Origin of the sequence: Aminobacter sp. MET-1 (genome assembly GCF_026521175.1) — a bacterium.
GTDB lineage: Bacteria > Pseudomonadota > Alphaproteobacteria > Rhizobiales > Rhizobiaceae > Aminobacter.
On record NZ_JAMSHL010000011.1, the window covers coordinates 94,878 to 119,254 of the forward strand.

Below are 24,377 nucleotides of genomic sequence, written 5' to 3' on the forward strand. Positions count from 1 at the left end.
AAAGGAATTTCCCATGAACACCCTCGAACTCAACAACATCCGCGCTAACACCTCCACCGCTCCCCTGGTCGACATCAACGGCGTCCGTCAGGTCTATCACAAGGGCGACAATGTCGATCTCGTCGTGCTCGACGACGTCTCGCTCAGCATCCACGAAGGCGAGATAGTCGGCCTGCTCGGCCGCTCGGGCTCAGGTAAGTCGACGCTGCTGCGCGTGCTTTCCGGGCTTGTCATGCCGACCAGCGGCGACGTGCGCTGGCGCGGCACACCGGTGTCGGGCCCCTGCGAAGGCATCTCCATGGTCTTCCAGAGCTTTGCCTTGTTCCCGTGGCTGACCGTGCTCGAAAACGTCGAGATCGGGCTCGAGGCGCTGGGCGTGCCGGCGGCCGAGCGGCGTCGCCGCGCCATCGAGGCGATCGACCTGATCGGCCTCGACGGTTTTGAAAGCGCCTATCCGAAGGAGCTTTCGGGTGGCATGCGCCAGCGTGTCGGCTTTGCCCGGGCGCTCGTCGTACATCCGCGTCTGATGCTGATGGATGAGCCCTTCTCGGCGCTCGACGTGCTGACGGCAGAGACGCTGCGTACCGACCTGATCGATCTCTGGATCGAAGGCCGGCTGCCGATCAAGTCGATCCTGATGGTGACGCACAACATCGAGGAGGCGGTGCTGATGTGCGACCGTATCCTGATCTTCTCGTCCAATCCCGGGCGCGTGGCGGCCGAAATCAAGATCGACCTGCCGCATCCGCGTGACCGTGCAGACCCCACCTTCCGGCAGCTGGTCGACGACATCTATGCGCGGATGACCCAGCGCACACCGGCGGAGAAGGCTGAAAAGCGCGCGGGCGACGGCTTTGCCGGGACCGGCATCGGCATGGCGCTGCCACGTATCTCGACCAACCTGCTGTCCGGTCTGATGGAAGCGCTCGATGCCCCGCCCTACAAGGGCAAGGCCGACCTTCCAGACCTGGCAGCCACGCTGCAGATGGAGGTGGATGAGCTGTTCCCGATCGCCGAGACGCTGCAGCTCATGCGTTTTGCCGAGATGGCCGAAGGCGACATGCAGCTGACCGAGGTCGGCCAGCATTTCGTCGATTCGGACGTGGATGGCCGCAAGCGCCTGTTTGCCGAGCACCTGGTCGCCTATGTGCCGCTGGCGGCAATGATCCGACGGGTTCTGGACGAACGCCCGAGCCATCGCGCGCCTTTCACGCGCTTCTCGGAGGAACTCGAGGACCACATGTCCGAAGAGCAGGCGGAAGATACGCTGCGGGCGATCATCTCCTGGGGCCGCTATGCCGAGCTGTTCGGCTATGACGAGCACATCGGTCAGTTCAACCTCGAGAACCCCGCCTGAGCAGGCGCAGCAAGTCAGATCGGGCCGGCGCAACGCACAATGCGCGCCGGCCCAGTCTTTTGCACGGCCGAAGATTTTCGTTTTCACCCATCCGCGCAAAAAAACGAAAGCCACAACACGTATACCTACATTAGGCCCCAGCCGTTTGATTTTGCGAAAAAGCATGGAGTAATCCTGCATTCCAGGGAGATCGAAGGCCATCGACATGCCGACCGGCATACCTATCGCCTCATGCCCCCTCTTCGCACTGAATTCGCCGCGAACGTCGGAATATTTCGTTTGACATTCGTTATAGGTTCGAAATAATCCAATCAAAGTTTCGCACCGGCCGGAATTGCTGCACTGCGAAGCAAGGCGAAGACATGAGCATGCCCGGAATGCACGACATTTTTGTCATTGGCGGCGGTATCAATGGCTGTGGCATCGCTCGCGACGCCGTCGGCCGCGGCTACTCGGTCTACCTCGCCGAAATGGACGACCTGGCCTCCGGCACGTCGTCCTGCTCGACCAAGCTGATCCATGGCGGCCTGCGCTACCTAGAGCACTACGAGTTCCGTCTCGTGCGCGAAGCGCTGATGGAACGCGAAGTGCTGTGGAAGAACGCCCCCCACATTATCTGGCCGATGCGCTTCGTGTTGCCCTACGCCAAGGGGCTGCGGCCTGCCTGGCTGATCCGTCTCGGGCTTTTCCTCTACGACCATATCGGCGGACGCAAGCTGCTGCCGGCAACGCGCACGCTCGACATGCGCGCGGATGCCGCCGGCAAGCCGCTGAAGCCGATGTTCAGGCGCGCCTTCGAATATTCCGACGGTTGGGTCAACGATGCGCGACTGGTGGTGCTCAACGCCCGCGACGCGGTGGACAAGGGTGCCGTGATCCGCACTCGCGCGAAGGTGACGGGCGCGCGCCGCGAGAACGGCCACTGGGTCGTGAGCGTCGAGGACAGGCGCACGGGCAGCGTCGAGGAAATCGAGGCACGGCTGCTTGTCAATGCGGCCGGTCCCTGGATCGATCATGTGATCGCCGACACGCTGGGAAAGCAGAACGTCCACAATGTGCGGCTGGTCCAGGGCAGCCACATCATCGTGCGCAAGAAGTTCGACGATCCCCGCGCCTATTTCTTTCAGAACAAGGACGGGCGGATCATTTTCGCCATCCCTTACGAGGAAGAGTTCACGCTGATCGGCACGACTGATCGCGACTATCTGGGCGATCCGCATACGGCCAGGATCACCCAGGCCGAGATCGACTATCTCTGCAACGCGGCAAGCGAATATTTCGCCGAACCGGTGAAGCCCGAGCACATCGTCTGGACCTATTCCGGCGTGCGTCCGCTCTATGACGACGGCGCCAGCAAGGCCCAGGAAGCGACCCGCGACTACGTGCTCAAGGCCGAAGGCGACGACGGACAGGCTCCGATCGTCAACATCTTCGGCGGCAAGATCACCACCTACCGCCGCCTGGCGGAGTCGATGCTCGAGATCATCGAAAAGCGCATCGGCAAGAAGGGCAAAGCCTGGACTGCGGTTGCGCCGCTGCCCGGCGGCGACTTCGAGGCCACTGCCTTCGACGCCCAGGTGACGAAGCTGAGGTCCGCCTATCCATTCCTCGAACTGCGTGTCGCGCGCCGCTTGACCCGGCTCTACGGCACGCGGGCGACGGTCCTGCTCGGAAGCGCCACCTCGGAAGCAGACCTCGGGCGCGACTTCGGCGCCGAACTCTACGAGGCCGAAGTCCGCTATCTGGTCAAGCACGAATGGGCCCTCACCGCCGAAGACATTCTCTGGCGCCGTACCAAGCGCGGCCTTAAGCTCGGTAAGGAGCAAGCGGCCGAACTCGAGGACTTCCTGCGGGGAATCGGCTCGAAGGCCGGCAGCGTCGCTGCCTGAGGCAGCCTGACGAAGCCGGCAACTTGCCGACACTGCTCAACCACAGCTATTGAAAGCGGGGGCGCAGGGCGTCCGGGCCAGGTAACGGGACGGAGGCGTTGCCGGGCGTCTGATGGCAGGAGGGGACATGAGCGGTTTCGTTTTGGCGATCGACCAGGGAACCACGTCGAGCCGGGCAATCGTGTTCGACGCGACCATGAAGCCTGTGGGTGTCGGCCAGAAGGAGTTCACCCAGTATTTTCCGGCGTCCGGCTGGGTCGAGCACGATCCAGAGGAGATCTGGGGCAGCGTCGTCGCCACCTGCAGGACCGCGCTCAAGAAAGCCGACAGGACTGCTGCCGAAATCGCGGCCATCGGCATCACCAACCAGCGCGAAACCGTGGTTATCTGGGACAAGGCGACAGGCAAGCCGATCCACAACGCCATCGTCTGGCAGGACCGGCGAACAGCCCCCCTCTGCGCCAGGCTCAAGAAGCAGGGCTTTGAGCCCAGGTTCACCCGCAAGACAGGGCTTCTGCTCGATCCCTATTTTTCCGGCACCAAGATCGCCTGGCTGCTCGACGATGTGAAGGGCGCGCGCAAGCGAGCCGAGCGCGGCGAATTGCTCGCCGGCACCATCGATTGCTTCCTGATCTGGCGCCTGACCGGCGGCAAGGTGCATGCGACCGACGCGACTAATGCCTCGCGCACGCTCGTCTACAACATCGAGAAGAACCAATGGGATGCCGAGCTGCTCGATATCCTTAGGATCCCCGCCTCTCTGCTGCCCGAGGTGAAGGACTGCGCCGACGACTATGGCGTGACCGAGAAGACGCTGTTCGGCGCCGAAATCCCGATCCTCGGCGTTGCCGGCGACCAGCAGGCAGCCACAATCGGCCAGGCCTGCTTCGAACCGGGGATGATGAAGTCGACCTATGGCACGGGCTGCTTTGCCATCCTCAACACCGGCGGCGACATCGTGCGTTCGAAGAACCGGCTTTTGACCACCATCGCCTACCGGCTCGACGGCAAGACGACCTATGCGCTGGAAGGCTCGATCTTCATTGCAGGCGCTGCCGTGCAATGGCTGCGCGACGGCATCAAGGTGATCGGCAAGGCCGAGCACAGCGGCGAACTGGCGGCCAGTGCCGACGATACCCAGCAGGTCTATCTCGTGCCGGCCTTCGTCGGACTTGGCGCGCCGCATTGGGACGCCGAGGCGCGCGGCGCCATCTTCGGGCTGACCCGCAACAGCGGACCAGCCGAGTTCGCGCGCGCCGCACTCGAATCCGTCGCCTACCAGACGCGCGATCTGCTCGACGCCATGAAGAAGGACTGGAAGACCAGCAACGGCAAGACGGTGCTGCGCGTCGATGGCGGCATGGTCGCATCTGACTGGACCATGCAGCGCCTCGCCGACATTCTGGACGCCCCGGTCGACCGGCCGACGGTGCTCGAAACCACAGCATTGGGAGCTGCCTGGCTAGCCGGCTCGCGCGCCGGCGTCTGGCCAAAGGCCGCGCAATTCGCCAAGGCCTGGGCGCTGGACCGCCAATTCAAGCCGGCGATGGACGCCAAAATTCGCGGAACGAAGCTGAAGGGTTGGCGCGACGCGGTGCGGCGGACGCTGACGACGGTCTGACGATCACCTGCCGAAGCGGGCCAACATGGCCAGCGCCTCGTCGGCGAGCCGGCGCGTCAACTCACCTGCCGGCATTTCGCGACCGAGCCGTGCCGCCTGCCCCGACCACAGCGACATGAAATCGCCGGAACCCTTCGGTTCAGACGCTGCCCTGAGCGGCGCAAGCGCTCCGCCGGCGAGCGGAAATGCCGGTGCGTCCTTCGAAAGCGGCCCAACCTCGCGCATGATGCGATTGACGATGCCGCGTGCCGGCCTACCGGTGAAGACATTGGTCAGCGCGGTGTGGTCGTCCTTCGCCGACTTCAGCGCTGCCTTGTGCGGCGCGGGCATCTTGGCCTCGGGACAGAACAGATAGGCGGTGCCGACCTGCACCGCAGACGCCCCAAGGGCAAAGGCTGCGACAATGCCGCGTGCATCTGCAATGCCGCCTGCGGCGATGACGGGAACGCGCACAGCGTCGACCACCTGCGGCACCAGCGCGAAGGTACCAGGCTGGTTGGCGACGTCGTCGGCCAGGAAGATGCCGCGATGGCCGCCTGCCTCCGCGCCCTGGGCGATGATGGCGTCGCAGCCCCTCGCCTCCAGCCAGACGGCCTCATCGGTGGTGGTCGCCGACGACAGCACTTTGGCTCCCGTCGCCTTGACTCTGTCCAACAGAGCTTCGTCCGGCAGGCCAAAATGGAAGCTCACCACCTCAGGTCGGAATTCCTCGACGATGGCGCAGAACTCGTCGTCGAACGGCGCACGTGCCGAGCGCGGCGCCGGCGCATTCGGATCGAGGCCGAGTTCGACATAATAGGGTTCGAGCAGCTTCTTCCAGCCCGCCTCGCGCGCTAGATCGTCCTTGGGCTGCTGGTGGCAGAAGAAATTGACGTTGATCGGGCGCGAGGTTCGCTGCCCTATGATGCCGAGTTCGGTTCGCGCCTTCTCGGGCGTCATCAGTGCACAAGGCAGGCCGCCGAGGCCACCGGCCTCGGACACCGCAATTACCATTTCGGAATCGACAGGCCCGGCCATCGGAGCTTGCAGGATTGGACGGTCGAGGCCCAGGAGATCAAGAATTCGACGATCGGGCCACATGGCAGCTTCCTTCCGTTGTCAGGGCATCAGCCCTGCTGGCGCTCCGCCCTCCGGGCAGCGATCTGCCGCATCGCCATGACGCGGCGGCGCCAAATTTCGGTGCGCATCGCCATTAGATGCAGAGTGAAGAACAGAAGGCTAAAGCCAAGCGCCATGGTCATCAGGGGCCAGAGCATGCTCGGGTCGATGGTCGAGCCGCCCATGCGGAACACCGACGCCGGCTGATGCAGCGTGTTCCACCATTCGACCGAAAACTTGATGATCGGGATGTTGATGAAGCCGACCAAAGTGATGACCGCAGCGGCGCGCGCCGAACGCGCGGGATCGTCGATCGCGCGGGTCAGCGCGATGATGCCGAGATACATGAGAAACAGCACGAAGACCGATGTCAGGCGCGCATCCCACACCCACCATGTTCCCCACATGGGTTTGCCCCAGATCGAACCGGTGAGCAAAGCCAAAGCCGTGAACACTGCACCTACCGGGGCGGCTGACTTCAACGCCACGTCGGCGAGCGGATGGCGCCAGACCAGCGTACCCAGCGCCGAGATCGCCATGACCGAATAGCACATCATCGCGAGCCAGGCGAAGGGCACGTGGATGTACATGATGCGGACGGTGATGCCCTGCTGGTAGTCGGCAGGCGCAGCGAAGGCGAGATAGAGGCCGACCGCCAGGACGACAGCGGAAGCCGCGGCGAGCCAGGGCACGACGCGGTCGACGAGGCCGATGAAGCGCGTCGGGTTGGCAAGATCGCTGAAACGCCAAGTCTGCGAGGTCGTCTGGGTCATGGACGCTAAATAACCGCCACAAGGGCGCTCCGCAATCTGTTCAGAAGTCGCGGTCCAATAGAAATAGGGCGCCTGCGATATCATCGAGGCGCCCTATTGCATTTCAATGAGCCTAGCGAACCGTCAGGCCGCAGCCTCGACATGCGTCACGCGACGGACTTCCTCGTCATTCAGCAACCCGCCGGCCCGCAGCAGCGAGGCAAAGCGGCCGTTGCGAGCCGAGAGTTCGGCAAAGCCACCCATCTCGACCACTTCGCCATGGTCCATGAACACGACCAGGTCGGCGTCGCGAACGGTGCTGAGGCGGTGGGCAATGATGAAGGTTGTACGACCATCACGCAGCATGTCGATAGCGTCCTTGACCCGGTTTTCGGTCTCGACGTCGAGCGCGCTGGTCGCCTCGTCGAGCACCAGGATCGGCGCGCTCTTGAGGATGGCGCGGGCGATGGCGATACGCTGGCGTTCGCCGCCCGACAGCGCGCCACCGCGCTCGCCGACCTTGGTGTCGTAACCTTCGCTCTTGGACAGGATGAAGTCCTGGGCCGCTGCGGCGTTGGCCGCGGCATGGACTTCCTCGTTGGTGGCGCTCGAGCGGCCGACGCGGATGTTGTCCTCAATCGAGCGGTTAAGCAGACCGGCGTCCTGGAAGACGGTGGCGATCGAATGGCGCAGCGATTTGCGGGTCACGGTGCGGGTATCGATGCCATCGATCAGGATGCGACCCTGCTCGGGCGTGTAGACACGCTGCAGCAGGTTGATGAGCGTGGTCTTGCCCGCGCCCGTCGGGCCGACGATGGCGACCGTCTGGCCGGCGCGGACCTCGAAGGAGACATCGCGTACGCCCTGCCCCGAATTCGGGAACTCGAAGTTGACGTTCTCGAAGCGGACATGGCCGGTGACGTTTTCCAGTTCGCGCAGGCCATCGGGTTCGCGATGATCGGCAGCGGAATCTTCGAGGCGATAGAACTCCTCCAGCTTCGAGCGTGCGTCGAAGATCTGATTGACGAAGTTCGACACCTGGTCGAGGCGGCTGATGAGCAGCGAGGCGAAGCCGGTGAAGGCAACGATATCTCCGATGCGCAGTTGGCCATGGGTCACCAGATAGGCGCCGATGAGCAGCACTACCATCATCGAGATCGTCGAGGCGAGCCTGTGCATGGCGGATGCCAGCGCCCACCAGTCGAGAACAGGGTTCTGGGCCGTGATCAGGTTGTGCACGTAGCCACGCAACGCCTCGGTTTCCTGGCCGACGCGGTTGTAGCTCTGCAGCACGGCGACGTTGCTGACCGAATCCGAGACGTGGGAGAAGACCTTGTGATGGTGGCGCTCGACGGTCGCCTGCCCCTCTTTGGTCTTGCGCATGACCACGCGGCCGATGACGATGTAGAGCACGCCCAGCGCAATCAGCACCAGCGTCATGCGAACATCCAGCGAGAAGGCCGTCGGCACGAGCAGCGTCAGCGCCACGGCGGTCGCCAGGTGCGTGCGCATGAATTCGAGCCAGAGCGTGAACAGCGAGTCGACCGCGCGCAGCAGCGTGTGCAGCGAATGCGAGGTGCCGCGTTGCTGGTGCCAGGCGAGCGGCATGGTGACGACGCGCTCGAAGGACTGGCAGAGCACCTCGCCGCGACGCTTGTGGGCCAGGCGGTCGGCGCCGCGGGCCACGAGCACGAAGGCGACGATGTTGAACGCGCCAAAGCTCGCCCACAGCGCCATCGTCGGAATGACCTCAGTCTTTCCAGCAATGGCGTCGATGATACGCCCGAACAGAATTGGCTCAGCGATAGTAACGACCGCCAACACAACGTTGGCGGCGCAGATCAAGCCTACCTTCTTGCCATCGGCGGCAAGGTAGCGGAGGGCTCTCCAATAAACCTCAAGCAACGACACTTTGGTACCCCTTGAGTCCCGTCCGTCCCTTTATTGTGCACTGCACAATTGGCCGATAGATAGCGACCGCTTGTCCGCAAGACAATGCGCTCATAGCCGTTGAGTTCAAAAATTTCGAACAAAACATTTCAACGACCGGTAATCTGGTGTGATGCGATAAAGAATTGAGAACTAACGAAAAAAGCCATCGTTGCGGCGAAATGATGACAAAGCTGCGCGGTTTTTGTCGCAGCCCGCTCCGGCTATGCCGGAATACGGACCACGACTTCGACCTCACCGCTATCGCGCAAGACAAAGGAAGCATCCTTGCTCTTGACGCCGTCGATCTCAACTTTCGCAGACTTTGCGGCTTTGTCCCTCACTACCCGCAACCTATAGACTGCACCATCCATCCGAAGTGTCGCGGCATAGCCTTCCCAGTGTTTCGGGATGGCGGGTGAAACGACAATCCGGTTACCCCGGCGCGAAATGCCGAGAATACTTTCAACCGCCGCCCGATAGAGCCAACCGGCCGACCCTGTGTACCAGGTCCAGCCGCCGCGCCCTGCCTTGCCATCCTCGGCATAGACGTCAGCGGCGACCACATAGGGCTCGACCCGGTAGGTCTCGGCAGACTTCTCGTCCAGCGCATGGTTGACCGGGTTCAGCATCGAGAAGCAGCGATAGGCTTCGTCGACGAGCCCCATCTCGGCAAGTGCGATGACAAACCACGTCGCGGCATGGGTGTACTGGCCGCCATTTTCACGTACGCCGGGCGGATAGGCCTTGATGTAGCCGGGATCCTTCTCGGTCCTGGAGAAAGGCGGCGAGAACAGCTTGATGAGGCCATGCTCTTCGTCGACCAGCATTTCGGTCGCCTGAGCCATCGCCGTGCGCGAACGAGCCGGATCGCCGTCACCCGACAGCACGCTCCAGGACTGCGCGATCGAGTCGATCTTGCACTCCTCCGAACTGCGTGACCCGAGTGGCGTGCCGTCATCGAAGCTGCCGCGGCGATACCACTCGCCGTCCCAGGCAGCATTCTCCAGCGCCTTCTTCAGGGCACCGGCATGTTTGTCCCAGGCGTTGGCGCGCTTGCTGTCGCCTTCAGCCTTGGCCAGCGGCACGAAGTCGTTCAGCGCCCTCAGCAGGAACCAGCCGAGCCAGACGCTGTCGCCCTTGCCGCCTTCGCCGACACGGTTCATGCCGTCGTTCCAGTCGCCGCCAAGGATCAGCGGCAGGCCGTTCTTGGCGGTCCGCTTGACGGCGAGGTCGAGCGCGCGGGCGCAATGCTCGTAGAGCGAAGCCTTCTTCTTCGACGCCTCCGGCGTGAAGAAGGCGTCGTGCTCGTCGGGATTGAGCGCCTGTCCCTCGATGAAGGGCAATTGCTCTGCGAGCAACGCGGCATCGCCTGTAACCGCGACATAGCGGGCTGCAGCATAAGCGAGCCAGACGACGTCGTCGGAAATCATGGTGCGGACGCCGGCACCGGTGCGCGGCAGCCACCAATGCTGAACGTCACCCTCGGGGAACTGGCGTCCGGCCGCGTTCAGGATCTGCTCGCGGGCAAGGCTGGCATCGTGCATCAGCAGCGCCAACGTGTCCTGCAACTGGTCGCGGAAACCGAAGGCACCGCTCGCCTGATAGAAGGCCGAACGTGCGCGGATGCGGCAGGCCAGGCTCTGGTAAGGCAGCCAGTTGTTGACCATGGCGTCGAGCGCCTTGTCGGGCGTGTCGACCTCGATGGTGCCAAGGAAGTCGCGCCAGTCGCGCTCATTGTCGGCCAGCCGCTGGTCGAAGCCGACCTTCAGGTGGTGGGCAACGAGCTTGCTTGCCTCCTCGTCCGACCCGGCATCGCCAAGCAGCCAGAGCAGCGACACCGAGCCGCCGGCCGGCACTTCGATATCGCGGGCCATGGCAGCGCAAGGATCGAGGCCAGCCTCGACACGGCCGGTAAGCTCCGCGCCGAGCATAACAGCACGCGGCGCCTCGATGGAGCCAGTAGTGCCGATGAACTCATGGCGGTCAGAGGTGACGGAACTCGTCTTGCCGTCGGTGGCCATGAAGGCGACGCGCTCGCCGAAGTCGAGCCCATATGTGTTGCGGGCAAGAAGAGCCCCGGTTGCAGCATCAATGGACGAAACGATGTTCGGCGCGGTCTTCGCCCTGCTGTTGCCGAGCACCCACTCGACATAGCCATAGACCCTGAGCTTGACAGGAACCGCACCGGAATTCTCGATGCGGAGCCTGGAAATCCTGACCGGATCGGCCGGATCGACCAGATGGGTCAGCTCGGTCGCCAACGTGCCGCGCTTCGACTTGAAGGTCGAGAAGCCCTGGCCGTGGCGCGCCTCGTAGGTGGCGCCGGCCTCACGGACGACGGATGCGATCGGCGAGTGGACCCGGCCCGTGGCACGATCAAAGATGTAGATCGCCTCCCCCGGACGGTTGGTGACCGGATCGTTGGTCCACGGCGTCAGCTGGTAGTCGCGGCTGTTGCGGCTCCAGGTGAAGGTGGCGCCTTCGGCCGAACTGTGGAAGCCGAAGCCGGAATTGGCGACGACGTTGATCCAGGGCTGCGGCGTTGCACGCGTTCCGTTCAGGTGCACGACATATTCGCGGCCACCGGCATCGAAGCCGCCGAAACCGTTCCAGAAGGCAAGGCCTTCGCCGCTGTTCTTGCGGGCACTGCGAGACGGCGACGTCTGCAACAGGGCCGGTGCCTGCCGTTCGGATGTCTGTGCGGCATTGAGCGCATCCCGCGCCTGAAGGCCCGCAGCCTCGGCACGCTCGATCTGGTCGAAGATCGTGCCATTCCGGGTATGCAGACAGACGCGCGAAACAGCCAGCAGCGTGCGGTAGGAGTTTTCGTCCATCAGATCGCGACGCACGGCAAAGATGTGCTGGCGCGGTCCGAGCTCCTTGCCGCGCAGGCGGCTGTTCTCGCACAGATGCTCGATGGCCTGCTGCAGGTCCTGGACATAGGACGAGGCCTGCTCGTTGACGATGACGAGATCGGCAACGAGCCCACGGGCACGCATGTATTCCTGGAAGCGCAGCGCCTGGGCGACGATTTCGATGTCGGCGATATCGCCAATCCTGATCGCCAGGATCGGGAAATCGCCCGAGATCGCCATCGGCCAGAGCGCCGACTGGCGGCCGAGGCCGGTGGCAATGGCCTCCGCCGAAACACGCAGGAACGGATCGGGATAGATCAGGTAGCGCGCGAGCTTCTGGACATTGGCGGCGTCGGTAAGATTGAGCCCGAGATGACGCGTCTGCACCTGCGAACGCGTCCACGACAGCATCGCCTGGCGTGGGAAGCCCTCGGGGTGGTCGAGCTTGGCCATCGTCTCCTCGACCTCCTCGCGGGTCGAGCCGACGATGGTCCAGAAGGTCAGCGATACCTTCTTGTTGGCCGGCACGCGGACGCGGCGGCGCAGGGCGGCAATCGGGTCGAGAGTGAAGCCGGCGCTGCCCGAAAGCTTGGCGCCCGGATCGAAGGCAGCGGGATCAACTATCGTGCGGCCGCGGCCGATGAAGGCACGACGGTCTGTTTCAGCCTCCGTGTCGCGGGCAAGGCCCGACTGGTCGGTGATGAAATGCGCCGCTACCACCGTCGGCTCGTTGGCCGTGCGCGTCCTGCGATTGGCCAGGATAGCGCTGCCGTTGTGGGTGATCTCCGTTTCGACGAACATCTTCGAGAAGGCCGGATGGGCGTTGTCATTGGCCTCCGGCGCCAGCGCCAGTTCGGCAAAGGACGTCACCTCGATGTGGCGATCGACAGCCGCATCATTCCAGATGACGAGGCGGCGTGCCTCGCCATTGCCTTCGGAGACGACGATGCACTCGACCTCGCTGCGCAGCGTGCCCACGGTCTTGATGAAGTTGGCCTTGTCGTCGCAGAACACCGTCTGCACCTGTTCGCCGGTCGCCCGCTTGGGCTCGGCAGTTGCCGACCACCAGTCACCAGTCTCGGTGTCGCGCAAGAACAGGTAACTGCCGAGACGGTCCTCGGTGGGGTCCGGCTGCCAGCGGGTGATGGCCATGTCATTCCATCGGCTGTAGCCGGAGCCGGTGGCCGTCACCATCACCGAATAACGGCCATTGGACATCAGGTTGGTGGCCCGCAGCGCCCGCATCGGGTTGAGCACCACGCGGGTGTCGGCGCTATGGTCGGCTGTCTCGTCCTTGGTGTGTTCATCGACCTCGGTACGCACGGTGGCGACAGGAATGTCGCGCGGCGCCTTCTCCTGCAGCAGCAGCTCCGCCGCCTCGATCACCTGATCGCTGTGGAAGCGGTCGCGCATGCGGCCTTCGAAGATGACGTTGGCGATCGAGACGATCGACATGCCCTGGTGGTGGGCCATGTAGTTGTAGACCACGGCATGGTCGGTACCTTCGGGCACGCGCTGCGGCGTGTAGTCGACGGCATCGTAATAGCCATAGCGCCCGAGCGCACCGAGCTTGCGCAGACGGCGCAGGTTCGCGGTCGCCTCGTCAGGCATGAACTGAGCGGCAAGCACGGTTGCGTAGGGTGCGATAACCGTGTTCTGACCAAGGCCACGCTTGAGGCCGAGGCCGGGCACGCCGAAGTTGGTGTACTGATAGGTCAGCTCGCGGTCGCGGCCGTTATAGGCGGCCTCGGAGATACCCCACGGAATGCCCTTCGAACGGCCGTACTGGATCTGGCGGCGGATGACGAGCTTGTTGGTCTGGTTGAGGATGCCGCCCTGCGGCTCCTTCATGACCAGGGGCGGCATCAGATACTCGAACATCGAGCCCGACCACGACATCAGCGCGCCCTGGAAGCCGATCTCGACGATCGGGCGGCCAAGCCGGAACCAATGCTCGGTCGGCACGTCGCCCTTGGCGATGGCGAACAGGCTGGTCAGGCGCGCCTCGGAGGCGAGCAGGTCGTAGCAGCTTTCGTCGAGCTGATGTTCCTCGACCCGGTAGCCGATGGACAGGAGCTTGCGCTCGTTGCGCATCAGGAACGAGAAGTTCATTTCGAACGCGTATTTGCGGGCGCGCTCGCGCAGCTCGAGCAGCTTGGCGCGCAGCGACGCAACCGTCTGGTCGTCGGTATGGGCGTCGTGGACATGCGCCTCACAGGTCGATTCCAGCGTCCTCGACCAATCGGCAAGCACCTCGCTCTTGGTCGACGAAGCCTCGGTGTGAATCGCGCCGGCAAGCTTGCGGATTTCGCCAGACAGCACCGCCAGATTGATGGTGCGGATCGACGCCATCTCGGGTGCTGCCTTGATGGTTTCCACCGCGCGGCGCATGCCGTCGATGCGGTCGACGAGGCGCTGGCGCAACGGCCTCAGCTGCCTGCGGTCGTCCGGCAGTTCGGCGACGCTTTCCTCGATGATCGAGACGATGTCGAGAATGCCCTCGAAATCGCCCTGGAGATGGACCGAAGGCGCTTCCGCCCATTCGGCGCAGGCTGCAGCGACGGCCACCAGATGGCCGGCAAGGTTGCCGCTGTCGACGCTCGACACATAAAGCGGATAGAGCGGCCGCGTGTTGGTCGTGTCGTACCAGTTGTAGAGATGGCCGCGATAACGCTCCATCTTCTCGATGGTCGACATCGTCGCATCGATGCGCGACACCGCATCGTTCAGGCTGATCCAGCCGAAATCGCGGGCAGACACCACCGACAGCAGATAGACGCCGATGTTGGTCGGCGACGTCCGCGTGGCAACCACACCGGTCGGGTTTTCCTGGAAGTTGTCCGGCGGCAGGTGGTTCTGTTCAGCTGTGACGAAGGTTTCAAAATAATGCCAGGTGCGACGGGCGACCGTGCGCAGCGTATGCACGTCCCACGGCGCGACATGCAGCCGGTCCTCGGTCTCGGCCGAGCGGCTGATCAGGCAGGCAAAGGCAGGCGAACCGGCCCAGAAGATGGCAAAGGCGAATGCCACGAAAGCACCGGTCGAGTCTGCCATAACAGGCAGTACCAAGCCGACGGCTGCGATGATCACCGCGCCATACATCATGCGGTAGTAGGCGGAGAGATCGTTGCCGCCCGATTTGTGGGCCTGCGAGGCGGTACGCCATTCCAACAGATTCTTGCGGCTGACGAACAGGCGATAGAGCGTGCGGATGATGGCATCGCCCATCATCCAGGCGAGATGGGCCATCAGCACGACCTTCAGCGCCACCATGGCAGTGCCGAAGGCAAGGTCGCGGCCAAGCGCACTGAAGTGGCCGCGGGCCGTGGCCTCGCGGTTCTTCGGCAGGATGGCGTCGATGATGTCGAAAGTCGGCGCCATGAACAGGCTGAGAATGAGCAATGCCTGCCACTGGGCGGCTTGCGTGAAGGGCAGCACGGTCCAGCCGGCAATTGCCGCCATGACCCAGAAGATCGGGGTCAGCGATCGCCGGAGATTGTCGACCATCTTCCAGCGCGACAGCGCCGGCACGCCCGACTTGGGATCAAGGATGAAGCCGAGCAGCTGCCAGTCGCCGCGGGCCCAGCGATGCTGACGCGACGCATCGACCGAATAGCGGGTCGGATAATCCTCGACCACCTCGACGTCGGTCACCAGGGCCGAACGGGCGAGCGCACCTTCGAGCAGGTCGTGGCTAAGCACGGTGTTCTCGGCGATGCGGCCCTTGAGGGCGGCCTCCATGGCGTCGACGTGGTAGAGTCCCTTGCCGGTGAAGGTGCCCTCGCCGAAGACGTCCTGGTAGAGGTCAGACACGGCGAAGACGTAAGGATCGAGGCCACGATTGGCCGAGAAGACGCGCTGGAAGAAAGAAGCTTCGTCGCCCGTCGTCAGCGACGGCGTTACGCGCGGCTGCAAAATGGCGTAACCAGCCGTGACGAGGCGCTTTTCGGCGTCGAATTCGGGGCGGTTGAGCGGGTGGCACAACTTGCCGACGAGCTTGGTGACGACACCACGGGTCATGCGGGTGTCGGCGTCCAGCGTCATCACATGAACGACGTTTTCCGGCAGCGGCACGTCGGTCGGCATGAAGGTGGTGTCACCGTCGCCGCGGAGCAGCAGATTGAGTTCGTGCAACTTGCCGCGCTTACGCTCCCAGCCCATCCAGCAGCCCTGGGCCGGATTGTAGAGGCGGCGGCGGTGCAGCAGGTAGAAGCGCGGCGAGCCATCCTTGGGATAGCGCTGGTTGAGGCGGCCGATCTCGCGGCGGGCATATTCATAGATCTCACGGTCGCCGCTCGCCAGTTCGGCCTGGCTGTCCGGCCAGTCGGAGAGGAGCGCGAAGTAGATCTCGCCCGACATATTGGCGAGGTGATGCACTTCGAGATTGCGGATGTTCTCGTCGACATCGTCGCGCGAGCCAATCAGCGACGGCACGACGACCAGCGTGCGGGCCTCGACCGGCACGCCATCCTTGAACTCGTAGCCGATCAGGCGGGTCGGCTCGAGGAACTTGAGCACGATGGTGTTGAAGAAGGCCAGCGCGCCTTCGCTCGCCGGCACCGAAAACAGGACCAGCAGGAGAATGATCGCAGGCGTCGTCACGCTCGGCAAACCGAGCGCTGCCAAAGCGTTGCCGGCCAGGAACAGCAATAGCACCGTCAGCGCAAAGACCGGAACGACGATACCGAGCCAGTTGGTCTTGCGGAAGGCGCGGTTGACGATGCGGCCGAAGGTCGGGCGATAGCCGATAGCCTGTTCCAGTTCCGGCCGGCGCGGGCCAACCAGGAAGAAGCCGACATCAGAGCAATCCTTCTGCAGCCCGCGCTCCTCGGCGGGCGCGGGCTCGCCGACATCGGAGAATTCGGTGGCGCGCTCGGCGACCTGATACTCGGAAAGCCTGGAATGGCGGGCGAGATCCTCGATTGCCGTGCGGTACTGGTCGCGCGAGGCGAAATCGAGCTCGGCATAGTTGGTGCGCTCGCGCAGCAGCGCGTCGACACGGCTGACGTCCTCGAACCAGACGGTCCAGTCCTGGTCGTTGATCAGGCGCAGGCCACGGATGATGTTGCCGGTGGTGACGTTGCCGCTCGACAGCGTCTGGTGCTCGCCGATGATGATTTCTTCGGCGTCGCTGCCCGACTTCTCGAGCTCGTTCTCGAGCCAGGTCAGGGCCTTGCCGGCGTTCTGCGAACCGTCGCGCAGGCGGTAGAGCAGCTGCGTGGCGAAGGTCGTGTCACGGGCATGCGCCGCATAGGCGCGCAGCACCGCCAGATCGTCCGCGTCCTGTAGCCCCTGCAGGCGATCGGCGACCTCGTTGGCGATAGCGCGCATGTCGCGGGCACGGTTGACCCGCACGGCGATGCGGCGGAGATTTTCGATCAGCACAAAGCGCAGCAGCGACGGCAACGCCCAGAGTTCGCCGATGTGCAGCGGCTCGACCGACTGGTAGCCCTCGACGATGGCCTTGAACATCTGGGCCGAAACGGTGCTGTCGGAATGGGCCACATACACCCACGCGATAGCGAGTGCGCGCGGCACCGACTGGCCGGGTGCGATCTCCATTGTCGGCAATTCGCGATAGAACCGCTTCGGCAGGTCACGCTTGACCTGATAGATCGTCTCTTCGACCAGATAGTTGTTGTCGAGCAGCCATTGCGCTGCCGGTGTGATCGGCTCGCCCCTGCCCTGCGCCGCGTTGGTGTCGCGATACACCTTGAGAATGTTCTTGGCGCTCTCGCGGATGCGGGCGTGGAAATCGAATAGGTCGAGACCGAGATAGGATTTGAGTTCCTTCCGGGCCAGGCTTTCGCCCGCGGCCCGCATCCGGTCCTCGTGAAGCACGGTCGCCCGGATAGGCTGTTCCGCTACCGGCGGAAAGCTCGGCGCTGCGTCTGTAATCCGGCGTGGGTCGGTCTGAATATTCATTTACAGCATTTCCGTTTTACAGAAAGTCCGCGCCGCCTTCCGGCGTCGCGGACCTGCCGCATAAACCGTTTCAAACAAGAATTGGTTGCATAGCAACACAACTGGTCGAAGGATCGCTCTTGCACTGCGATTAAGTGAAAATATGGCGTCGCCGTCACCCTCGATGCCACGCGCCTCATAACAGTGCCGAGCGAAAATCGGAACGGAAGGATTCAGGCTTTTTCGTGTTCTTAAGCTGAATTCTGACCGTATTTCAGGCAGTGCCCGGAAAAGGGCACAAGCAGGCCTGTTAAGGCCCCGATTCCTCCCTCCGATGCATTACGTCGTGCGTGGCAAAACGGTGTAGACACGAACCACGAAGGCATGGAATTCCGCCATGAAATTCTTGAGGAATTCGGCCGTGTCGTCGTTCGTGACCTCGCCGTCGTCGGTGATCAGGCCGGGCTTGAACTGGATGTAAGCCTCGGGCGCATTCATCTGCGGTGAATTGCAGAAACTAAGCACGCTGCGCAGGCTCTGCTGGGCAACCGCCGTGCCGATGGAGCCGGGCGATGTGCCGATCACTGCGGAGGGCTTCCGGGTGAAGGAATTGGTGCCATAGGGACGGCTCGCCCAGTCGATGGCGTTCTTCAATCCACCGGGAATGGAGCGGTTGTATTCCGGCGTCACGAACAGGATGGCGTCGACACCGGCAAGCGCCTTCTTGAAAGCACGTGCGGGCGGCGGGAAGTCTGCATCATAGTCGTAGCTGTAGAGCGGCAGATCGCGAAACGAAATCTCGTCCATCTCCAGCCCAGCGGGCGCCAGCCTGACAAGCGCCTTTGCGAGCTTGCGGTTGATCGAGCCGGCGGCAAGGCTGCCGATGAAATAGCCGACCTTGTAGGTATCCATGGCACATTCTCCACTTCGCCACACGTCAAGGACGCGGAGCCGACCTACCCTCCCCTACGGTAGATAGTTGGCCAGTTCCGCGCCGATGTCACGACGATTCTGAGAATGCCCGGGCTAGGCGCCGACGAGTTCGACGACGAGCAACGTCACCGGCTGCAAGGGCTCGATCTCGATGGATGCAGGGCCGGTTTCAACAAGGACAGCATCGTGGGCCTCGACCAGGGTGCTCGCGCCCGCCTGCCCGACGCGGCCCGAGCCAGAAACCAAGAAAACGAGGCCGGTACCAGCCGGCAATTCGAGCTTGCCCGGCACCGCGAAGGTCTTGCAGGTGACGGAGTGGCTGAAACGCCCGCGCCGGGTCATCACGTTGAAGTCGAGCACCGCGCCCCCGATCAGTTCGGCCGCGGTGGCGACGTCGCCGGGGAATGCGTAAGGCCCGGTCTCGGATGAGAGAACACGGTTCTCGGTGCCTTCGACCGCGAGCCGCATCGTACCTTCAAGCACGGTCAATGTCCGGTCGATGCCGGCAAAGACGGAAAACGGTCCGCCGCTCGCCACCTGCGCCATCGAAATGCGCCAGTCGAAGGCGCCGAGCCCGGCCTCGGGCGGCCAGGCCATGATCTCGGTGGTCACGCCGCCACCGTTCTTCCATGGCATGGGGCGGCAGTCGGCGTGACGGATGATGCGCATGATCAGCCCAGTAAGGTTAGCCCAGGATTCCAGGCAGGTTGAGGCCCTTATCCTTGGCGCAGTCGACGGCGATGTCGTAGCCAGCGTCCGCATGGCGCATGACGCCGGTCGCCGGATCGTTCCACAACACGCGCTCCAGGCGGCGGGCGGCATCTTCGGTGCCGTCGGCACAGATGACCACGCCCGAATGCTGAGAAAAGCCCATACCGACACCGCCGCCATGGTGCAGCGACACCCAAGTGGCGCCCGATGCGGTGTTGAGCAGGGCGTTGAGCAGTGGCCAATCGGACACGGCGTCCGAGCCGTCCTTCATCGCCTCGGTCTCGCGGTTCGGCGATGCCACCGAGCCGGAGTCGAGATGGTCGCGGCCGATGACGACGGGCGCCTTGAGTTCGCCCTTGGCCACCATTTCATTGAAGGCGAGGCCGAGGCGGTGGCGATCGCCGAGACCGACCCAGCAGATACGCGCCGGGAGGCCCTGGAAATGGATGCGCTTGGCAGCCATGTCGAGCCAGTTGTGCAGGTGCGTGTTGCCGGGAGTGAGTTCCTTCACCTTGGCGTCGGTCTTGTAAATATCCTCGGGATCGCCGGAGAGGGCCGCCCAGCGGAACGGGCCGATGCCGCGGCAGAACAGTGGGCGGATATAGGCCGGCACGAAGCCGGGGAAATCGAATGCGTTCTCCACGCCCTCTTCCAGCGCCATCTGGCGGATGTTGTTGCCGTAGTCGACGGTGGGGATACCCATGTTGTAGAAGTCGAGCATCGCCTTGACGTGGATCGCCATCGACGCGCGCGCAGCTTTCGCCACCGCCTGGGGATCGCGCTGGCGCTTGTCTTCCCATTCGGCAACCGTCCAGCCCTGCGGCAGGTAGCCGTTGACAGGGTCGTGCGCCGACGTCTGGTCGGTCACGGCATCCGGCTTGACGCCACGCTTGACGAGTTCGGGGAACACGTCGGCGGCATTGCCGAGCAGAGCTACCGAAATCGCCTTCTTTTCCTTGCAGGCCTTGTCGATGATGGCGAGCGCATCGTCGAGGTCCTTGGCCTGCACGTCGACATAGCCGGTCTTGAGGCGCATCTCGATGCGGCTCGGCTGGCATTCGACGGCGAGGCAGGAGGCACCGGCCATGGTGGCTGCCAGCGGCTGGGCGCCGCCCATGCCGCCGAGGCCGGCGGTCAGGATCCAGCGGCCGGCAAGATCGCCGCCGAAATGCTGGCGGCCCATCTCGACGAAGGTCTCGTATGTGCCCTGAACGATGCCCTGGCTGCCGATATAGATCCAAGAGCCGGCGGTCATCTGGCCGTACATCATCAGGCCCTTCTTATCGAGGGCATTGAAGTGGTCCCAGTTGGCCCAGTGGGGAACCAGGTTGGAGTTGGCGAGCAGGACGCGCGGCGCATCCTTGTGGGTGCGGAACACGCCGACCGGTTTGCCGGACTGGATCAGCAGCGTCTCGTCAGCCTCGAGCTGGCGAAGCGCAGCGACGATGCGGTCGAAGCTCTCCCAATCACGCGCGGCGCGGCCGATGCCGCCATAGACGACGAGTTGGCTCGGCTTTTCCGCGACCATCGGGTCGAGGTTGTTCATCAGCATGCGCAGCGGCGCTTCGGTGAGCCAGCTCTTGGCCGACAATTCCGTGCCGGTGGCGGCGCGGATGACGCGGGCATTGTCGATGCGGGAATGTTGGGTCATGCGAAAACCTCCCTAGCGGTGTCGGCTGCCCGCCCAGGCGAGCGCGGTTTTGAGGATGTCTGTGAGGATGGCGCGGGTCGGCGCTGCAAAATCGGCGTCGTAGCGCACCGGCCAGTTCGACAGCTCGCCCTTGCCTTCCGGCTCGAGCAGGTAGCCGCGATTGGCGATTTCCATCTGGAGCCCATGGACGCCATCGGCCGGACGGCCGTAGCGGCGGGTGATCCAGCCGCCCTTGAAGCGGCCGTTGACCACCCAGGGCCTCTCGCTTGCAGCAATGATCGCCGCAACCTTGTCCTGCAGCTCCAGATCGGTGCTGTTGCCGTCGTTGGTGCCCAGGTTGAACACCGGCAGCCGACCTTCGAACAGGAACGGCAGAACCGAACGGATCGAGTGGCAATCATAGATCACGACGGTCGGATGCATGGCTCGCAACCGCTTGATTTCGGCCTGGAGCGCGGCGTGATAGGGATCGTAGTAGCGCGCACGGCGCTCGACGATCTCAGCTTCGTCCGGCTCCTGCCCCGGCTTGTAGAGCGGATCATTGTCGAAGGTCGTTGTCGGGCACAGCCCCGTGGTGTTCTGGCCCGGATAGAGCGTCACGCCAGAGGGGTCGCGATTGACGTCGATAACCGAACGCGAGATCGTAGTCCGCACCATGGTCGCACCAAGATCGGCAGCGAAAGCGTAAAGCTGCTCGATCCACCAGTCGGTATCGCGCCGCGCAAGCCAGGGCGAGACGAAACGGTCGTCCAGCCCAGCAAGCTCGGTGCCGGTGTGCGGCAGGCTCACCAGCAATGGCGCGTCGCCGCGCTTGACTGTCAGCCAGTCGGTCATGCCTGTGCTCCCGAAATCTGCGGCAGGCCGACGCCTGCGGCCGCCCCGACAATCGCACCGCCACGCACCATGGCGATGGCCTTCTCCATGTCGGGATGGAAATGGCGGTCGTCATCGAGATACGGTACCTGCGCCCGCACCAGCTTGCGCACGGCTTCGAGCGCGTCGCTCGAAGCCAGCGGAGCATGGAAATCGCAGCCCTGCGCTGCCGCCAGAAGCTCGATGCCGAGCACGCCATTGGCATTCTCGATCATCTGCAACAGCCGGCGGGCGCCATGGGCGGCCATGGAGACGTGATCTTCCTGGTTGGCCGAGGTCGGGATGGAATCGACCGATGCCGGATAGGCCCGCTGCTTGTTCTCGGACACAAGCGCTGCAGCGGTGACCTGCGGGATCATGAAGCCGGAGTTGAGCCCGGGCTTGGGTGTCAGGAACGCCGGCATGCCCGACAGTGCCGGATCGACCAGCATGGCGATGCGGCGTTCGGACAGCGAGCCGATTTCGCAGACGGCAAGTGCAATCATGTCCGCGGCGAAGGCGACCGGCTCGGCATGGAAGTTGCCACCCGAAAGCGCGGTACCGTCCTCGGCAAAGATCAGCGGATTGTCGGTGACGCCGTTAGCTTCGGTGGCGAGCGTGTCGGCCGCCTTGCGCAGCACGTCGAGGGCCGCACCCATCACCTGGGGCTGGCAGCGCAGGCAATAGGGATCCTGCACGCGCTCGTCGCCGACGCGGTGGCTCTCGCGAATGGCGCTGCCGACCATCAGGTTGCGTAGCGTGTCGGCGGTCTCGATCTGGCCGCGATGTTTGCGCAGCAGATGGATGCGCGGATCAAAGGGGGCGTCCGAGCCCTTGGCGGCGTCGGTCGACAGCGCGCCGGTGACAAGCGCCGACTGGTAGAGGTTTTCGGCCTCGAAAAGGCCGGCCAGTGCATAGGCGGTCGAGAACTGCGTGCCGTTGAGAAGGGCCAGGCCCTCCTTGGCGCCGAGCGTGATCTGCTCCAAGCCGTGGGTGACGAAGGCAACCTTGGCCGGCACGATGCCGTGCGGTGTGTGGCAATCGCCGACACCGATCATGGTCGCGGTCATGTGCGACAGCGGGGCCAGATCGCCCGAGGCGCCGACTGAGCCCTGGGCGGGCACGACAGGAATGACGTCGCGGGCCAGCATTGCCTGCAACAGGTCGATGGTTTCTTCACGCACGCCTGAGGCGCCCTGCGCCAGGCTGGCAAGTTTGAGAGCCATCATCAGGCGGGTGACCGCGACCGGCATCGCCTCGCCGACGCCAGCGGCGTGGCTGAGCACGATGTTGCGCTGGAGCGTTTCGAGATCGGCGGCCGGAATGCGGACGCTGGCGAGCTTGCCGAAGCCGGTGTTGATGCCGTAGACCGGCTCGCCCTTGGCGACGATCCTTGCCACCGTCTCGGCGCTGGCCCTGATCCTGGGGCGGCAGGACGGATCGAGTTCGGGTACAGCACCACGATAGATGGCGCGCCATTCGGCCAGCGTGGCGTTGCCGGGCTTGAGAACGAGCGTGGTCATTTTCCTCTCCAGATACGGGCATGGAGCGGGTTGAACCCCATGCGATAAACAAGTTCGGCCGGGCTCTCGATGTTCCAGATGGCGAGATCGGCCCATTTTCCTGTTTCGAGCGTGCCGGTCTCGGCGAGCAGCCCGAGCGCGCGGGCGGCTTCGCGGGTGATGCCGGCGATGCATTCCTCTACGGTCATGGCAAACAACGTCGCCGCCATGTTCATGGTCAAAAGCAGCGACGTCAGCGGCGACGTGCCGGGATTGTTGTCGGTGGCGACCGCCATTTTCACCCCGTGCCCGCGGAACAGGTCCACCGGCGGCTTTTTCGTCTCTCTGATGAAGTAGAAAGCGCCGGGCAGGATGACCGCAACTGTGCCTGACTTGGCCATGGCGACCGCACCCGCCTCATCGGTGTATTCGAGATGGTCGGCCGACAGCGCGCCATAGCTCGCCGCGAGTGCCGCGCCGCCGAGATTGGACAGCTGGTCGGCGTGCAGCTTGACCGGCAGGCCCTTGGCCTTGGCGGCATCGAAGACGCGGGCCATCTGGTCGGGCGAAAACGCGATGCCTTCGCAAAATCCGTCGACGGCATCGGCGAGCCCCTGAGAGACTATGGCATCCATCATCGGACCGGTGACAAGGTCGATGTAAGCGTCCTTGTTGCCACCGGCTTCGGCCGGCAGCGCATGGGCGCCGAGGAAGGTGGTGCGGACGGTGACCGGACGTTTGTCAGCCAGCTGGCGTGCAGCGCGCAGCGCCTTGGCTTCGTTGTCGATATCGAGGCCATAGCCCGATTTGATCTCGACCGTCGTCACGCCCTCGGCGATCAGAGCATCGAGACGCGGCAAGGTCTGGGCGATCAGATCGGCTTCCGAGGCACCGCGCAGCGCCTTGACGGAGGAGACGATGCCGCCTCCTGCCCGTGCCACTTCTTCATAGGTCGCACCTGCAAGGCGCATCTCGAATTCGTTGGCGCGGTTGCCAGCATGGACGAGATGGGTGTGGCAGTCGATCAGGCCCGGCGTGATCCAGCGACCCGCACAATCAATGATCTCGGCCCCCGCTTTCAACCCGGCCGGCATGTCCGCCTCCGACCCAGCGAAGACGATGCGCCCATCGCGAGCCATGATCGCGCCGTGTTCCACCTTGCCCAGATCCGGCACACCTTCGACAAGGGTCGCGAGCCGTGCATTGCGCCAGATCCTTGTCGTAGATCGCTCTCCAGCCATGATCTTTTTCATTTCCTCCAATTGAGATTATGTATATACATATCGAAACACGTTGCAAGTGGTATCGTGCGGGTCGCAA

Annotated in this window: 13 protein-coding genes; 3 read left to right on the plus strand and 10 right to left on the minus strand. The window is 63.8% G+C overall.

The window, feature by feature from the left end; all coding sequences use genetic code 11:
- Nucleotides 1–13 precede the first annotated feature (13 nt).
- From NDO48_RS16655 to glpK, 3 genes are all read left to right on the plus strand, one after another.
- Nucleotides 14–1,357 carry an AAA-associated domain-containing protein gene (locus tag NDO48_RS16655; RefSeq protein ID WP_018427250.1) on the plus strand — a complete coding sequence of 448 codons (1,344 nt, stop codon included), beginning with the start codon at nt 14–16 and terminating at the stop codon, nt 1,355–1,357.
- Between the two features lie 362 nt (nt 1,358–1,719).
- Nucleotides 1,720–3,246, plus strand: a complete 1,527-nt coding sequence (gene glpD / locus NDO48_RS16660) for a glycerol-3-phosphate dehydrogenase (RefSeq protein ID WP_267321810.1) — start codon at nt 1,720–1,722, stop codon at nt 3,244–3,246.
- A 127-nt stretch (nt 3,247–3,373) separates the two neighbouring features.
- Complete coding sequence (gene glpK, locus NDO48_RS16665; RefSeq protein WP_267321811.1) at nt 3,374–4,867, plus strand: glycerol kinase GlpK; 1,494 nt, start codon at nt 3,374–3,376, stop codon at nt 4,865–4,867.
- A 3-nt stretch (nt 4,868–4,870) separates the two neighbouring features.
- On the opposite strand, the gene NDO48_RS16670 is transcribed toward glpK, so the two are convergent.
- The 10 genes from NDO48_RS16670 to hutI all read right to left on the minus strand — a co-directional run bounded on the left by NDO48_RS16670 (nt 4,871) and on the right by hutI (nt 24,310).
- Entirely contained in the window at nt 4,871–5,947 is a 1,077-nt protein-coding gene (locus tag NDO48_RS16670; RefSeq protein ID WP_267321812.1) for an NAD(P)H-dependent flavin oxidoreductase, read from the minus strand.
- Nucleotides 5,948–5,973: 26 nt separating this feature from the next.
- A complete protein-coding gene (locus NDO48_RS16675; protein ID WP_267321813.1) occupies nt 5,974–6,738 on the minus strand; it encodes a heme ABC transporter permease in 765 nt (254 codons plus the stop codon).
- A 123-nt stretch (nt 6,739–6,861) separates the two neighbouring features.
- Entirely contained in the window at nt 6,862–8,628 is a 1,767-nt protein-coding gene (locus NDO48_RS16680) for a glucan ABC transporter ATP-binding protein/ permease (protein ID WP_267321814.1), read from the minus strand.
- A gap of 242 nt (nt 8,629–8,870) precedes the next feature.
- Nucleotides 8,871–17,429 carry a GH36-type glycosyl hydrolase domain-containing protein gene (locus NDO48_RS16685; RefSeq protein ID WP_267321815.1) on the minus strand — a complete coding sequence of 2,853 codons (8,559 nt, stop codon included), beginning with the start codon at nt 17,427–17,429 and terminating at the stop codon, nt 8,871–8,873.
- 318 nt (nt 17,430–17,747) lie between these two features.
- A complete protein-coding gene (locus tag NDO48_RS16690; protein ID WP_018427242.1) occupies nt 17,748–18,320 on the minus strand; it encodes an NADPH-dependent FMN reductase in 573 nt (190 codons plus the stop codon).
- Between the two features lie 114 nt (nt 18,321–18,434).
- Complete coding sequence (locus NDO48_RS16695; protein WP_267321816.1) at nt 18,435–19,010, minus strand: HutD family protein; 576 nt, start codon at nt 19,008–19,010, stop codon at nt 18,435–18,437.
- A gap of 16 nt (nt 19,011–19,026) precedes the next feature.
- Nucleotides 19,027–20,703 carry a urocanate hydratase gene (hutU, locus tag NDO48_RS16700; RefSeq protein WP_267321817.1) on the minus strand — a complete coding sequence of 559 codons (1,677 nt, stop codon included), beginning with the start codon at nt 20,701–20,703 and terminating at the stop codon, nt 19,027–19,029.
- A 12-nt stretch (nt 20,704–20,715) separates the two neighbouring features.
- Nucleotides 20,716–21,537 (minus strand): N-formylglutamate deformylase, encoded by an 822-nt coding sequence (gene hutG / locus NDO48_RS16705; RefSeq protein ID WP_018427239.1) that lies wholly within the window; start codon nt 21,535–21,537, stop codon nt 20,716–20,718.
- Nucleotides 21,534–23,078 carry a histidine ammonia-lyase gene (hutH, locus tag NDO48_RS16710; protein ID WP_018427238.1) on the minus strand — a complete coding sequence of 515 codons (1,545 nt, stop codon included), beginning with the start codon at nt 23,076–23,078 and terminating at the stop codon, nt 21,534–21,536. Before hutH ends, hutG begins: the two co-directional genes overlap by 4 nt.
- Complete coding sequence (gene hutI, locus NDO48_RS16715) at nt 23,075–24,310, minus strand: imidazolonepropionase (protein ID WP_018427237.1); 1,236 nt, start codon at nt 24,308–24,310, stop codon at nt 23,075–23,077. The genes hutH and hutI overlap by 4 nt, the downstream gene beginning before the upstream one ends.
- Nucleotides 24,311–24,377: the final 67 nt, after the last annotated feature.